The organism is Psychrobacillus sp. NPDC058041 (genome assembly GCF_042885655.1).
In the GTDB taxonomy this organism is placed as follows: Bacteria; Bacillota; Bacilli; order Bacillales_A; family Planococcaceae; genus Psychrobacillus.
Map to the genome: position 1 here is coordinate 139,303 of NZ_JBHVRO010000006.1, position 14,200 is coordinate 153,502.

Sequence of the window (14,200 nt, forward strand, 5' to 3'; positions counted from 1 at the left end):
GAAATGGATAAAATAATGCACATTCCAAATACATTGCGAGTAGGCCACAATATATTGCGAATAAGAAGTCTTATATTGCGCAATTGATACCCAATATTGCGAATAAGGGTTAAAATATTGCGCAAACGCCTAGTTTCGTCTAAAATACTCAGGAAATAGTGAAGGCAAGAAGCTCTTAAAAGGCGCTTGCATTTTTCTTTTTTATCTTTCCTGCTGTATTCTGCAGGTGAATTAAATCAAACGAAAATTTTTTCAGTCATCGATTTTTCTTCCTTTCTTTTTAATAAAAAAAAGACTGTAGACAAACTCGCTTCTTACCGAGGTTGGCTACAGTCTGAGGGTCTCCTGTTTAAAGAAGTACCTGTATTATTATTTAGATTTAATCTTCCCAGTCCAAGTTTTGAATCCACCCTGAAGTTGGTTCAAATCAGTACATCCTTTTTTCTTTAAAAACATTGCTGCACGTGCACTTCTTGCGCCACTTTGACAATATAAATATACTGGTTTGTCAGGTCTGACCTCTTTAAAACGTTGTCTAAGTTGTGAAGAAGGAATATTTCTTGCTCCAAGAATATGTCCAGCATCAAACTCTTTAGGTTCTCTTACATCGATTAATTGTGCTTTACGATAACCCTCGATAAATTGGTCTTGCGTAAGATTTGTAACGGCTTTTTTTAAACGAAATGCTTGTACACCAGCATAAACTAGTAATACGACAATTACTCCTATAAAAAAGTATAATGTAGTAGGCACAGTCTTTCCCCTTTCTATGTTTCAATACTCATTATAAAAGATTAACTAGATACAATTCAATCTATTTGATAAAATGAATATCGTTGTGAGGAGGAAGAAGTATTGGAAAAGACAAAATGGTATTTTATTAATTCTGGACCTTGTAGTCCATCTTATAATATGGCGTTAGATGAAGCGCTACTTGATTGGCATAGTGAAGGGCTTATTCCACCAGTCATCCGGTTCTACGAATGGAATCCGGCTACATTGTCCATTGGTTATTTTCAGTCTGTAGAAAAAGAGATAGATTTAGAGGCAGTGGAGCGCTTAGGTCTTGGTTTTGTTAGAAGGCCAACTGGAGGAAGAGGTGTTCTACATGAACATGAGCTTACTTATAGCGTTATTGTATCGGAGAAATACCCTGACATGCCAGCTACTGTTACGGAAGCGTACAGGGTAATTAGTGAAGGTTTGTTAATCGGGTTTCAAAAACTAGGTCTAGATGCTTATTTTTCAGTTCCTGACACAGAAGAGAAAAAATTAAATTTAAAGAAACCAAAATCAGCTGTTTGTTTTGATACACCAAGTTGGTATGAACTTGTTGTGGAAGGGAGAAAAGTAGCTGGAAGTGCGCAAACGAGACAAAAAGGTGTTATACTTCAACACGGAGCAATTTTATTAGATTTAGATGAAGATAAGTTGATTCAAACATTTAAATTTTCTTCGAATGAGTTAAGAGATAGGGTTAAAGCAAGTTTGTCGAAGAAAGCAGTCGCTATAAACAAAATTAGCCAAAGTCCAGTAACAATCGACGACTGTAAAAGAGCTTTTAAAAACGGATTTGAAGATGCTTTACACATAGAGTTAGTAGAAATTACTTTAAGTGAGGAGCAAGAAAAGTACGTGAAAGAGCTGGAACAAAAGCGATATGCAAATGATGAATGGAATTTTAAAAAATAATTATATTTTTTTTAGTCCTTTAGTACATTGACTATTGATACGCTTGCGTTCGTAGCTAATTTGTTAATTTGCAAAAAAACACAACATATAGTAACGTGATAAATAATAATACACCATATACGGTATGGTGTATTTTATTTTTTTAAATAAAAGGGAGGCAATATGATGGTATTAGCATCTCAGAATAAAAATGCAACCATTAACATTGAACAGTTAAACAAGGACATCGGACAATTTTCACAAGTTCATCCAATTACAGAAAGTATGAATACGACACACAAAGGTGTATCCCGATTAGTAATGATTGACAGATATTCATTCAAGGATACTGAAAAGAAAACGCTAAAAGTAGGAGATTTTGTCGTTCTAACTGTAAAAGCTGACCCAAAATTTCCAGCTCGTGGTTTAGGTTTTATCGTTTCAATTGATGAATCGACAAGAACCGCAGAAGTATTGATCGAAGAAGACTATCGTAGTGCAATAGATGATAGTGACGAGCTTGAAACTGGGATTGTAAAACGTTCAATCAATGTTATTGAAAAACCGTTAGAAGTATTTTATGAACAAATCGCAAAACGTAATGCAACGGGACTTTCTTCTGTAGAAAAAACGGAAGAAAAACGTGCTGAGTGGTTCCAAAAGTTCTATGAACAACTTGTTTCTATGAAATTTATTCCTGCTGGACGAGTATTGTACGGAGCGGGCACTGGAACAGATGTAACCTATTTCAACTGTTATGTAATGCCTTTCGTAGCTGATTCTCGTGAAGGAATTAGCGATCATCGTAAACAAGTAATGGAAATTATGAGCCGCGGTGGTGGAGTTGGAACAAACGGTTCAACACTTCGTCCAAGAAACACACTAGCACGTGGAGTAAATGGAAAATCTTCTGGTTCTGTTTCCTGGTTAGATGATATCGCCAAGTTGACACATCTTGTTGAACAAGGTGGTTCCCGTCGTGGAGCACAAATGATTATGCTTGCTGATTGGCACCCAGATATTGCAGAATTTATCATTTCAAAAATGCAAAATCCAAGAATTTTACGATTCTTAATCGAAAATACGACTGATGAAACAATTAAACAATTAGCGAAGGACAAGCTTAAATTTAAACCTTTAACAAATCAAGAAGAAGCTATGTACCAAGGAATTGTCAATTATAAAGCTATACCGGGTCTCGGTGGCTTCAGCAACGAAATTATTCGTGATGCAGAAACAAAAATAAGAGACGGTGGAACATATACAGTTCATAATCCAGAATTCTTAACTGGAGCAAATATCTCTGTTACACTGACAGATGATTTCATGAGAGCAGTAGAAGAAGATACAGATTTTGAATTGCGTTTCCCAGCAATTGAAACTTACACTCCAGAACAAATGGCTTTTTATAACAAACATTGGCATGAGGTTGGAGATGTTCGTGAATGGGAGCAGATGGGTTATTCAGTTAGAACATACAGAACGGTTAAAGCGAAAGAGCTTTGGAACTTGATAAATGTTTGTGCTACATACTCAGCAGAACCTGGAATTTTCTTCATCGATAATGCAAATGAAAAAACAAATGCGAAAGCATATGGCCAAAAAGTAGTTGCAACAAATCCATGTGGGGAACAGCCACTTGCACCGTATTCGGTCTGTAACTTAGCTGCTGTTAATCTAGCGCAATTTGCGAATAAAGAAACTAAGACGGTGAATTTTGAAGCTTTAAAAGAAACTGTAAGTGTTGGTGTGCGCATGCAAGATAACGTAATTGATGCAACACCTTACTTTTTAGAAGAAAATAAAGTACAAGCACTAGGAGAACGTCGTGTTGGATTAGGTGTGATGGGTCTTGCTGATCTTCTCATTTATTGTGAAAAAGAGTATGGTTCGGAAGAAGGTAATGTATTAGTTGATGAGGTCTTTAAAACGATTGCAATAGCTGCATACGAAACATCTGCAGAGCTTGCGAGAGAAAGAGGGAGCTTCCCATTCTTAACAGCTGATACAGAAGAAGAAACGAATCGTCTTCGAAGAGCATTTACAGAAACAGGCTTTATGCAATCTATGCCTGAAGGAATTCGTAACTCTATATTAGAAAATGGTATTCGTAACTCTCATTTACTAACAGTTGCTCCAACAGGCTCTACTGGCACCATGGTAGGTGTTTCAACTGGACTTGAACCTTATTATTCCTTCACTTATTACAGAAGTGGACGTTTAGGGAAATTCATTGAAGTAAAGGCAGATATTGTACAAGAATATCTAAGTGCAAATGTAACAGCTGAAGAAGAAAGCCTCCCAAATTGGTTTGTAACAGCAATGGAGCTTGCACCTGAAGCACATGCAGACGTTCAGTGTATTATCCAGCGTTGGATTGATAGTTCTATTTCAAAAACTGTGAATGCACCTCGCGGATACACAGTCGAACAAGTAGAAGGTGTATATGAACGTCTATATCGTGGTGGAGCAAAAGGAGGGACAGTCTACGTTGATGGAAGCCGTGATTCCCAAGTGCTAACGTTGAAAGCTGAAGAAAATACACTAGAAGAACAACCACATGAAGAAAAGGTTTTTGAAAAGAGACCAATCGTACTAATAGATACTATTCAAGATTTACGTTCTACAAATGTAACAATTGGATCTGAAGTAGGTAATACATGCCCAGTGTGCCGAAAAGGAACTGTAGAAGCAATGGGTGGCTGTAATACATGTACAAATTGTAACGCCCAATTAAAATGCGGTTTATAATATAAAACTTATTAAACACACATTGAATTTACTATTCAATGTGTGTTTTTTTTAGAAAGAAATTATATGGATTATCGTCCAGCGAAACCTGTGTTCATCGTACTTTAAAGAATTAAATAATATCGCGGATTTCCGTTATAGGTGGACGCGTTTCGTGGATTCAGCGATGAGGCATCATCGCCGCTACGTGTTCGTTGCTATGGCTCATCTGTCTCACTTGACCCGCGGAAAGCGAATGCCAGAGCGCTAAATCCAGGAAGTAGCTATTAATAATTTATTTGCAAATTATTATTGACACTTTTTCAGTGCCCTCGTAACAGAGGGGTAACTTTTTAGACAAAAGCATTTGAGGAGTAGCGAAAACAAGGTTTAATGAAAGAAGATCTCTTGCACTTTTTATATTTTTTATGACTTTTATATATTTTGATTAATTCTCTTCTCAAAGTAGCAAACTGATGTAAAAAGGAGAAGTGAAAATGAAGGTAAATAGTTTATCAATAAGCACTAGTTTTGTAGCGGCAATCTTTTGTATGGTCTTTTTGAAAATGCTGGATTTTTTTCATTTTATTAAATGGAGTCCTATTGGATATGCAGAGTATTTTGATGCTTTAAGCTCGATCAAAGATTATTTAAAATGGGGAATTTTATTTATAGGACTTTGGTGTTTTTGTATTCTTCTTTATTATATAAGTTTAATCTTTTTAAAAATACCTGTTTCGATTAGTAGCTTAGTGTTAGGAATTATTTTGGCTATTGTTTTGGAATGGATTTTTTTGGATAAAGTCTCCGTTTCAAAAACAATTAAACATCTATCAATCCCATTCGTATGTGTTGTAGTTATGTTATTAAGGTTTTTAATGGAATCTGCTATCTTTCATGCTCAAGATAATCCAATAAGCAAATGAAAATTTACCCAAACCGTTTCCTATGATAAAATATAGAGTAGATATAAAATGAAAACGAAAAGGGGTAAAACAATGAAACTTGAAAAATTACGTGCTGCGTTAGAAGAACACGGGGTAGATGCTTTACTTATTACGAATGGATATAGCAGACGCTATATGACAGGATTTACAGGGACAGCAGGTGTGGCAATTGTGTCGAAGAAAGACGCAGTATTCATTACAGATTTTCGATATACAGAACAAGCTGCTAGTCAAATAAAAGACTATCGTATTATTCAACAATCGAAAACATTAATTGAAGAGATAGCAAATCAAGTAACGGAAATGGGAATTAAAACACTTGGATTTGAAAAAGACGATGTTAGTTATAGTGGTTATGAAGTATATAAGCTAGCTATTCAAGCGGATTTAGTACCTCTATCTGGATTAGTAGAAAAAATTCGCTTGATTAAGACGGAAGAAGAGATTAGTATTATAAAGGCAGCTTGTCGCATTGCTGATGAGGCTTTTGAACATATTGTTACATACATAAAACCAGGTATGACAGAGCTAGATGTGTCAAATGAGCTTGAATTTTTCATGCGAAAACTCGGTGCTTCGTCATCTTCTTTTGATACCATCGTTGCTTCTGGTGTAAGATCAGCACTTCCACATGGCGTAGCAACAGACAAAGTCATTGAGGTGGGAGACTTTGTGACACTTGACTTCGGTGCTATCTATAATGGATATATCTCGGATACAACTCGAACAGTTGCTGTTGGGGAACCGAGTGATCAATTAAAAGAAATTTATCAAGTCGTTTTAGATTCACAATTACTTGCTTTAGAAAAAATAAAGCCAGGGATGACTGGAAAAGAAGCAGATGCAATTGCACGTGACTATATTGCTTCCAAAGGATATGGTGAAGCTTTTGGTCATTCTTTAGGTCATGGAATTGGACTTGAAGTACATGAAGGACCAGGGTTATCTTCCCGCTCCGATATTACACTAGAACCAGGGATGATTATTACAATTGAGCCAGGAATATACTTGCCAAATATTGGTGGCGTTCGAATAGAAGACGATGCGATTGTAACTGAACATGGTCTCGAAAAACTAACGCATTCGACAAAAGAATTACTCATTTTATCTTAAAATTTGGAGGAAAAAGAATGATTTCTGTAAATGATTTTAAAACAGGTTTAACTATAGTAGTAGATGGTGTACTTTACCGCGTACTTGATTTCCAACACGTAAAACCAGGTAAAGGTGCAGCATTCGTTCGATCGAAACTTAGAAATTTACGAAACGGTTCAGTGAATGAAAAAACATTCCGTGCTGGAGAAAAAGTAGAAAAAGCACAAATTGATAATAGAAAAATGCAATATCTATATGCAAGCGGAGATCAACATGTATTCATGGATACAGATTCTTACGAGCAAATAGAATTAGGTGAAGGACAAATCGAGTATGAATTAAAGTTTTTACGCGAAAACATGGAAATCCATGTAATTCAATACCAAGGAGAAACTCTTGGAGTAGAATTACCTAAATCAGTTACATTAGAAGTAACAGAAACTGAACCAGGTATTAAAGGTGATACTTCAGGTGGTGGATCTAAAACAGCAACCGTTGAAACGGGTCTTGTTGTAACTGTACCACTTTTCATCAATGTTGGAGACAAATTAATTATTAACACCGATGAAGGTTCATACGTTTCAAGAGCATAATTTCAAGCTAGTAAATTATAAGTTATATAAAAAAGAGTCACGTATATGCGTGGCTCTTTTTCATATTTGTGGACGGACTTTCATATGTTGTTTATATGGAAGGGGGAGGCATTGTGGAACTTCACGATGTACTTCGAGTGGCAGGTATAGGTTTATTAATCGCTATGCTTCATCTGTTTTTTGAATCTACTGGCAAAAAGGAGTTCGCTTTTTTTTTATTTTTTGTAGGCTACATCTATATGACAATTGAATTATTACGATTATTAAAAGTATTTTTTTATGAAATTTCTACATTTTTAGAATGGCTTATTATGACGAGTTAACTAATGATTGTGTATATTACGATCATCATCGCATTCTGTTTGTTACAACTAGTAAAAGAAATCTATCCTAAAATACATTCAGTTATTTACACAATCTATATCTTTTTATTTTTAACATATATTTTAATGACCTTCATCATTCCTTATACCACTAATCTCATCGCAATTATCCCAACTGCCATACTACCTGTTATAAAGTTACTGCTGTTTTCTGTTGTTCTATTATTTGTATCGCAAATAGTCGAAGAACTTCTAATTGAATATGAATATACAAGCCTAGCTATAATTCTTACATTTACAACAAAAGCAATTTTAATAATGACTTGGCTTAGACATATGCAACCATTTTACAATAAATTCTTTTCTATAATGGGATTACTTTCTTGAAGGAATGAGTCATATGGACGAAATGATTAACACTATACTTCTGCCAGTAAAAGAAGTTATTCAGACGTTTACTTTTATACTTTTTTTTGCCTTTGTATTCCTTTGTTTAGAATGGTTTATTCCGAAGAGTAAGAGATTGTTAAAGTTTCTGTTTATCTATCTCATTTGTTTTTTTTGCCTAGACCCAGCTTTCCGTACATTAGAGTTGATTCAAACTCTCACTAGCAGCTTAGTTACATTATTTTTAGGAATGTATCCTTTGCTAACAGCAGGAATGGCTCTCTCTGGTGGAGCCCTGTTAGTCACCTTATGGAATCCGGCAGTTCTTTTATTTGCTTCGTTTACTGCCTTTTTAGCAGAGAAAGTATTAATACCATCCATAACTGCAGCTTTTATTTTTGACTTAATTACAAGGATTCATCCAACTACTTCTTTTTCAAAACTTTCCGATTTAATAAGAATGACGTTAGTTGGAACTACTTCAATTATATTAGTCTTGTACAGTTTCTTCATTACTGTAAATGGTGTTATTACATGGACAGTAGGGGGGGCAGTAAGTGAATCTGTTAAGCGTTTAATCCAAAATAATATACCATTTGTAGGGTCTTTACTTACGGAAAGTATCAGTACAATGAAAAGCTATTCTTCATCAGCATCGATTGTTACTGGGAATGCACTTCTTTTTTCTGTATTAGTATTAGTATCCATTCCAACCATTCAAACAATATTAATAGCTTTTTTATATAGATTACTAGGAGCGATATTAGAACCTTTTTTAGACTCAGATATAAGTGGGTTATTAGATGATATTGGAAAGAGTCTTTTCGTTTTATCTATTATTTCTGTTTTAGTTGCATTTGCTTTCTTTTTTACGATTATATTAACAATGCTTTTTGCGAAACTCTTAGTTAGTGTGAAAGGATAATTATTATTATTCAAAGAATCCTATATGGAATTTTACTAATTGTTGTCATTGGAGAACTTTTTTCTATTCTATTAGATCAAATAGATAAAGAGAAAACAGGATTCATCGTAAAAATTTCAATAATATTTTGGATTATTTCTAATCTCTTCATATAAATAGTTTTAACTGCATAAAGTATTATATCCATAATGAAAAGAAGGGTGACCACTATTACACTGAAACAAAAACCCACTTTTCGTTTTGTTGTTATAGGAGGAACAGTACTTTTCATAAGTCTACTTCTTTCAGGATTTTTCAATTCGAATAATGATAATAAACTAGAATCGAATAAACAAACACTCCAAACACCTGGTGACTTATCATCAGTGCTAGAAAAAATAAAAGGAGTAGGCCGAGTTTCTATATACTTTCATTATTCGAATAGTTCTGAAGAAAAAACGGAGAGTGATGTATCATTTTTCCAATGGACAAGTGACAGCAAGAGGGACAAGGAGGAGCTAGTTGGAATATTAGTAGTTGCGGAAGGAGCGAGCGATAAACATATTCAAAATAAACTATTAACGACAATTTCATCTGTGTTACAAATATCTCCGCATCGAATTGTGATTGAAGAAATGGAATTGGAGGAATGATGATATGAATGTAAAAAAGAGATCCATTTGGTTTTTAACATTAATTAGTTTAATCGCTGTAATTACCGTTTTTTATGTTACAGATCGAACATCACCATTTGATGGATTGCAGTTATTCTCGAGTGACACGGTAGACGACGTAAAATTAGTTGAAACTTCTTCTACGAATGAACAATCTTTTGTTTCAAAAAGCAATCAGTTTGAAGAAATGAGAATGGAAGTGCAAGATAAACGTAGTAAATTACATGATCAATTACGATCAAAAGTAGGTAGTAATGATTTTACAGCTGAGGAAAAAGATGCAGCTTATGATCAAATTGAGGAACTAGTAAAAATAGATTCAACTGAAGCAATGTTAGAGCTTATTATTAAATCATTAGGTTATGACGACGCACTTGTAAGAATCGAAGATAATGCAGTGTTAATTGACGTAGTATCGAACGAACAGTCTTCACAAAAAGCGTCAGATATTATATATGCTGTAAAACGTGAGTGGCCAAAAGCTTATAAAGTAGAAGTAAAATTTGATGGACAATAATATGTAATATGGCACGCACCGCCATGCTTAAAATGATCTTTTTGTGACGAGCTTGCGAGGGAGCAGCTGGCGTTTGGATCTAGATAGTTACTTAAAAGAAAAGTTTATACTTTCTCTTAAAAAAAGTGCCATATAGGCGCTTTTTTTTTATTATTTCGGAAGTTTTCACGCGTACCTATTTCAAATTATCGTAAAAACGTCTAAAATGGGTAAGGTAAGTATTAATGATGTATACAAAAAGGAGATAGATCAAAAATGAAAATCCAAGAAATTAGAGAAATTATTAAATTGATTGATCAATCAACATTAGATGAATTTTTATATGAATCTGAGGGTACTAAAATCAAACTAAAAAAGAATGAAAAAAATGTGGTTACAGCTAGTGTAGCAACATTGGAAAGCACTACATTAGTAGCGCAACCACCTGTAGTAGAAACAAAACAAGTTCAAGTGAGCGAAGTACCGAATGAAGAGATTAAAGAAAAAGTAGAAAAAATTGAAGAAGATAAATCGTTACATAAAATTACTTCACCAATGGTGGGTACTTTCTATCAATCTTCATCACCAGATGCAGCTGCTTATGTTCAAGTCGGAACAAAAGTTTCATCAGAGTCCATTGTTTGTATAGTAGAAGCAATGAAATTATTTAACGAAATTGAAGCAGAAGTAAATGGTGAAATCGTTGAAATCCTTGTTAAAGATGGACAATTAGTTGAATATGGACAACCTCTGTTCCTTGTAAAGGGCAACTAAGAAAGGGGCTAGGACAATGAAAAAAGTTTTAATTGCCAATCGTGGTGAAATTGCGGTTCGTATCATTCGAGCGTGTAAAGAAATGGACATCGAAACAGTTGCTGTTTATTCAGAAGCAGATCGTGATGCTTTACATGTTCAAATAGCGGATGAAGCATATTGTATAGGACCAAGATTATCAAAGGATTCTTATTTAAATTTCTCAAATATTATTAGTGTTGCAAAATTAACAGGTTGTGATGGTATTCACCCTGGATATGGATTTTTAGCAGAAAATGCAAGCTTTGCTGAGTTGTGCGAAGAATGTGCGATTGAATTTATCGGACCTTCGTCATCTGCGATATCTAGCATGGGTACAAAAGATGTTGCAAGAGAAACAATGCGAAAAGCTGGGGTTCCTGTAGTACCTGGTTCAGTGGGAATTGTTCCAGATGAACAAGAAGGCTTAAAAATCGCTCGTGAAATTGGTTTCCCAGTTATTATTAAAGCCACTGCTGGTGGTGGAGGAAAAGGAATTCGTGTTGCGAGAGATGAAGAAGAGCTAGTAAAAGGAATTCAAATAACGCAAAAAGAAGCTGCAGCAGCTTTTGGAAATCCTGGCGTTTACTTAGAAAAGTTTATTGAAGAGTTTAGACATGTTGAAATTCAGGTATTAGCTGATGGACATGGTAATGCTGTTCATTTAGGTGAACGTGATTGTTCGATCCAGCGTCGAATGCAAAAACTAGTGGAGGAAGCTCCTTCTCCTGCGTTATCTGAAGAATTACGTTCAGCTATGGGGGATGCAGCTGTAAAAGCTGCACTGGCTGTTAATTATAAGAGTGCAGGAACAGTAGAGTTTATTTTTGACCATATAAATCAAAAATTTTACTTCATGGAAATGAATACACGAATTCAAGTAGAACATCCAGTAACAGAATTGGTAACTGGCATTGATTTGATTCAACAGCAATTGAAAATTGCAGCAGGCGAAAAACTTGCATTTGAACAAAAAGATATCAAAATAAAAGGTTGGGCAATTGAATGTCGTATTAATGCAGAAAACCCTGCTAAAAATTTCATGCCATCACCAGGTAAAATTGACATGTATCTTGCTCCAGGAGGTAATGGTGTACGTGTAGATTCTGCTATGTATCCAGGGTATAGTATACCTCCATTTTACGATTCGATGGTTGCAAAGCTAATTACTTTTGGAGATACACGAGAAGAAGCTATTGCGAAGATGAAGCGTGCTTTAGGCGAGTTTGTTATAGATGGTGTTGAAACAACTATTTTATTCCATGAAAAATTAATGAATCATGAAGTATTTAAATCTGGAGATTTTGATACGAAATTCCTTGAAAAATACGATGTAATTAATTGATAATAGGAGTGAAAAATATGACAGAAACAAATGAGCAAAAATTTGTTCAGATGACTCCTGAAGGAAAAGAATACTTAGGTACGATTGAAATAGCTCCTGAAGTAATTACGGTAATTGCTGGAATTGCTACAAATGAAGTAGAAGGTATTGCGGGCACTCGCGGTAACTTTGCAGCAGGAGTTGTCGAGCGTTTAGGCAAAAAAGTACATGGTAAGGGAATAAAAACTGAAATAACAAATGATGGCTTATTTATTGATGTTTACTGTCTGGTGAAGTATGGTGCTTCTATACCCAAAGTTGCAACCGAAGTTCAGTCCCAAATCCGCCAAGCAATTGAAAATATGACTAGTTTAGTGCCGAAAGAAGTAAATGTCCATATAACTGGCGTACAATTTGAAACCACTACAGAATAAGTAGAAGAGTCATCCTAGCGATGGCTCTTTTTCTTTATCAAGCTCTTATGCCATCCGTTAAGGGGGGATATCCAAGCTTAAGGGGCATATAGCGCCGGTTTAGGTGTTAACGCAATTGGAAGGGGTATATGCAATCCATTTAGGGGTGGTGCCAATGTTTTGTCCAAAGCACCCAGGAATAAGTGAAGACAAGATGCACTTATAGGGCACTTGCGCTTTTCTTATCCAAGACTATAAAATGAAAATATATGCTCACTGTAATCTTTAGCAAAACATCTTCTCAAATATGGTTCTTAATCTATCATTTTTAAATAATTATTATAACTTGTTTTTGTAATAACCTTGTAATAGTCATTACGGCTCTCTATAATAAGAAGGTCTTTATAGTTGTTTTCAATACAAATAGAAAAATTATTATTAATATGTGATGGCAAGAAATATGTGATGAAGTATTTAAAGAAATTGCTTTAGTAAAAAGGGTTTTGAAATAATATGAAAACACTCGAAATTCCTGTATACTATTGATTAGATAGTTACATTTAAAGGAGAACTAAATAATGAAACGAAGATTAGCACGAGAATTAGCATTACAAGCCCTGTTTCAATTAGACAACCATGAAATTTCGATAGAGGAAGCAATTGGTCATGTAACAGACGAACAGGATGCATTTTTAACACAACTAGTTAGTGGTGTGATTGAAAACAAGGAACAGATCGATGCATCATTGACAGAGAAATTAGAGAATTGGTCTCTAGCTAGATTACCCAAAATAGAACGTACTGTACTTCGAATAGCGATATATGAATTACTATTTATGGAAGATGCACCAGCAAAAGTAGTTATTAACGAATCTCTAGAGATATGTAAGATCTTCGGTGATGAAAAATCTAGTCGTTTTGTAAATGGTGTATTATCTAAATATACAAATCAATAATGGCCCGTATTGAAGGAGAGTTAATCTTGATAAACAATATTATTGACGGAAAACAAATTGCAGAAAAAGTCACAGAACAAGTTCAAAAAAGAGTGGAAGATTTGAAATCGAAAGGTATTACACCTGGGTTGGCAGTTGTTTTAGTCGGAAATAATGCGGCTTCTCAAACATATGTAAATAACAAAACGAAAACATGCGAAAGACTAGGGATGTTTTCGGTTCTAATTAAATTAGAAGAACAGGTTTCAGAGGAAGAATTATTAAAACAAGTAGAATTATTAAATAACGACGAGAAAATACATGGTATTTTAGTTCAGTTGCCGTTACCAAAACAAATCGATGAAGATCGTGTAATTGCAGCAATTTCACCTTTAAAAGATGTAGATGGCTTTCATCCTGTAAGCGTTGGAAAGATGATGATTGGTCAACAAACTTTTCTTCCTTGCACTCCATTTGGTGTAATGAAATTATTAGAATATAGTGGTGTTGAGATTGCTGGGAAACATGCAGTAATCGTAGGTAGAAGCAATATTGTTGGAAAGCCGATGGGACAGCTATTATTACAAAAAGATGCGACAGTAACATACTGTCATTCCAAAACAAAAGATTTGCAAACTTTTACGAAACAAGCTGATATTCTGGTTGTTGCTATAGGTCGTGCAAAAGTGATTGATGCTAGTTATATTAAGGAAGGTGCAGTTGTTATTGACGTAGGGATGAACCGCGATGAAAACAACAAATTATGCGGAGATGTAGACTTTACGTCTACGAAAGAAGTTGCATCGAAAATTACACCAGTCCCAGGTGGAGTTGGTCCTATGACAATAGCGATGTTAATGGAAAACACTTGCTTATCAGCAGAAAATACATGTAAAAATTAATATGTTAAAAGCTG

The 14,200-nt window shown here is 34.8% G+C and carries 16 protein-coding genes; 15 read left to right on the top strand and 1 reads right to left on the bottom strand.

Annotation, left to right across the window (positions count from 1 at the left end):
• Positions 1–369: 369 nt before the first annotated feature.
• Positions 370–729 (bottom strand): rhodanese-like domain-containing protein, encoded by a 360-nt coding sequence (locus tag ACFVR1_RS11450; protein WP_387584322.1) that lies wholly within the window; start codon positions 727–729, stop codon positions 370–372.
• 126 nt (positions 730–855) lie between these two features.
• Here ACFVR1_RS11450 and ACFVR1_RS11455 point away from each other — a divergent pair, with 126 nt between their 5' ends.
• From ACFVR1_RS11455 to folD, 15 genes are all read left to right on the top strand, one after another.
• The gene (locus ACFVR1_RS11455; protein ID WP_387584121.1) at positions 856–1,692 is read left to right on the top strand and encodes a lipoate--protein ligase family protein; all 837 of its coding nucleotides are present in this window, start codon (positions 856–858) and stop codon (positions 1,690–1,692) included.
• A gap of 165 nt (positions 1,693–1,857) precedes the next feature.
• Positions 1,858–4,422 (top strand): vitamin B12-dependent ribonucleotide reductase, encoded by a 2,565-nt coding sequence (locus ACFVR1_RS11460; protein WP_387584123.1) that lies wholly within the window; start codon positions 1,858–1,860, stop codon positions 4,420–4,422.
• Between the two features lie 476 nt (positions 4,423–4,898).
• On the top strand, positions 4,899–5,327 hold the full coding sequence (locus tag ACFVR1_RS11465) for a hypothetical protein (RefSeq protein WP_387584125.1): 429 nt from the start codon (positions 4,899–4,901) through the stop codon (positions 5,325–5,327).
• A 72-nt stretch (positions 5,328–5,399) separates the two neighbouring features.
• Positions 5,400–6,461, top strand: coding sequence for a M24 family metallopeptidase (locus tag ACFVR1_RS11470; protein WP_387584126.1), 1,062 nt, complete (start codon positions 5,400–5,402; stop codon positions 6,459–6,461).
• Positions 6,462–6,478: 17 nt separating this feature from the next.
• Positions 6,479–7,036, top strand: coding sequence for an elongation factor P (gene efp, locus ACFVR1_RS11475; RefSeq protein WP_387584128.1), 558 nt, complete (start codon positions 6,479–6,481; stop codon positions 7,034–7,036).
• Positions 7,037–7,149: 113 nt separating this feature from the next.
• Positions 7,150–7,359: a SpoIIIAC/SpoIIIAD family protein gene (locus ACFVR1_RS11480; protein ID WP_387584130.1), complete on the top strand. Its 210-nt coding sequence runs from the start codon at positions 7,150–7,152 to the stop codon at positions 7,357–7,359.
• Positions 7,360–7,362: 3 nt separating this feature from the next.
• The gene (locus tag ACFVR1_RS11485; RefSeq protein WP_387584131.1) at positions 7,363–7,746 is read left to right on the top strand and encodes a hypothetical protein; all 384 of its coding nucleotides are present in this window, start codon (positions 7,363–7,365) and stop codon (positions 7,744–7,746) included.
• A gap of 13 nt (positions 7,747–7,759) precedes the next feature.
• Complete coding sequence (locus tag ACFVR1_RS11490) at positions 7,760–8,671, top strand: stage III sporulation protein AE (RefSeq protein WP_387584133.1); 912 nt, start codon at positions 7,760–7,762, stop codon at positions 8,669–8,671.
• Between the two features lie 200 nt (positions 8,672–8,871).
• The gene (locus ACFVR1_RS11495; protein WP_387584135.1) at positions 8,872–9,303 is read left to right on the top strand and encodes a hypothetical protein; all 432 of its coding nucleotides are present in this window, start codon (positions 8,872–8,874) and stop codon (positions 9,301–9,303) included.
• A 4-nt stretch (positions 9,304–9,307) separates the two neighbouring features.
• Complete coding sequence (locus ACFVR1_RS11500) at positions 9,308–9,841, top strand: SpoIIIAH-like family protein (RefSeq protein WP_387584136.1); 534 nt, start codon at positions 9,308–9,310, stop codon at positions 9,839–9,841.
• 255 nt (positions 9,842–10,096) lie between these two features.
• A complete protein-coding gene (gene accB, locus ACFVR1_RS11505) occupies positions 10,097–10,594 on the top strand; it encodes an acetyl-CoA carboxylase biotin carboxyl carrier protein (RefSeq protein ID WP_387584137.1) in 498 nt (165 codons plus the stop codon).
• 16 nt (positions 10,595–10,610) lie between these two features.
• Positions 10,611–11,957 carry an acetyl-CoA carboxylase biotin carboxylase subunit gene (accC, locus tag ACFVR1_RS11510; RefSeq protein WP_387584138.1) on the top strand — a complete coding sequence of 449 codons (1,347 nt, stop codon included), beginning with the start codon at positions 10,611–10,613 and terminating at the stop codon, positions 11,955–11,957.
• A 17-nt stretch (positions 11,958–11,974) separates the two neighbouring features.
• A complete protein-coding gene (locus tag ACFVR1_RS11515) occupies positions 11,975–12,370 on the top strand; it encodes an Asp23/Gls24 family envelope stress response protein (RefSeq protein WP_387584140.1) in 396 nt (131 codons plus the stop codon).
• Positions 12,371–12,927: 557 nt separating this feature from the next.
• The gene (nusB, locus tag ACFVR1_RS11520; protein ID WP_387584142.1) at positions 12,928–13,305 is read left to right on the top strand and encodes a transcription antitermination factor NusB; all 378 of its coding nucleotides are present in this window, start codon (positions 12,928–12,930) and stop codon (positions 13,303–13,305) included.
• A 26-nt stretch (positions 13,306–13,331) separates the two neighbouring features.
• Positions 13,332–14,186, top strand: a complete 855-nt coding sequence (folD, locus tag ACFVR1_RS11525; RefSeq protein WP_387584143.1) for a bifunctional methylenetetrahydrofolate dehydrogenase/methenyltetrahydrofolate cyclohydrolase FolD — start codon at positions 13,332–13,334, stop codon at positions 14,184–14,186.
• Positions 14,187–14,200: the final 14 nt, after the last annotated feature.

Coding starts and splice junctions, on each gene's coding strand:
- ACFVR1_RS11460 (WP_387584123.1), top strand. CDS start 1,858: ATGGTATTAGCATCTCAGAATAAAAATGCAACCATTAACATTGAACAG.
- ACFVR1_RS11465 (WP_387584125.1), top strand. CDS start 4,899: ATGAAGGTAAATAGTTTATCAATAAGCACTAGTTTTGTAGCGGCAATC.
- ACFVR1_RS11470 (WP_387584126.1), top strand. CDS start 5,400: ATGAAACTTGAAAAATTACGTGCTGCGTTAGAAGAACACGGGGTAGAT.
- efp (WP_387584128.1), top strand. CDS start 6,479: ATGATTTCTGTAAATGATTTTAAAACAGGTTTAACTATAGTAGTAGAT.
- ACFVR1_RS11485 (WP_387584131.1), top strand. CDS start 7,363: ATGATTGTGTATATTACGATCATCATCGCATTCTGTTTGTTACAACTA.
- ACFVR1_RS11490 (WP_387584133.1), top strand. CDS start 7,760: ATGGACGAAATGATTAACACTATACTTCTGCCAGTAAAAGAAGTTATT.
- ACFVR1_RS11500 (WP_387584136.1), top strand. CDS start 9,308: ATGAATGTAAAAAAGAGATCCATTTGGTTTTTAACATTAATTAGTTTA.
- accB (WP_387584137.1), top strand. CDS start 10,097: ATGAAAATCCAAGAAATTAGAGAAATTATTAAATTGATTGATCAATCA.
- accC (WP_387584138.1), top strand. CDS start 10,611: ATGAAAAAAGTTTTAATTGCCAATCGTGGTGAAATTGCGGTTCGTATC.
- ACFVR1_RS11515 (WP_387584140.1), top strand. CDS start 11,975: ATGACAGAAACAAATGAGCAAAAATTTGTTCAGATGACTCCTGAAGGA.
- nusB (WP_387584142.1), top strand. CDS start 12,928: ATGAAACGAAGATTAGCACGAGAATTAGCATTACAAGCCCTGTTTCAA.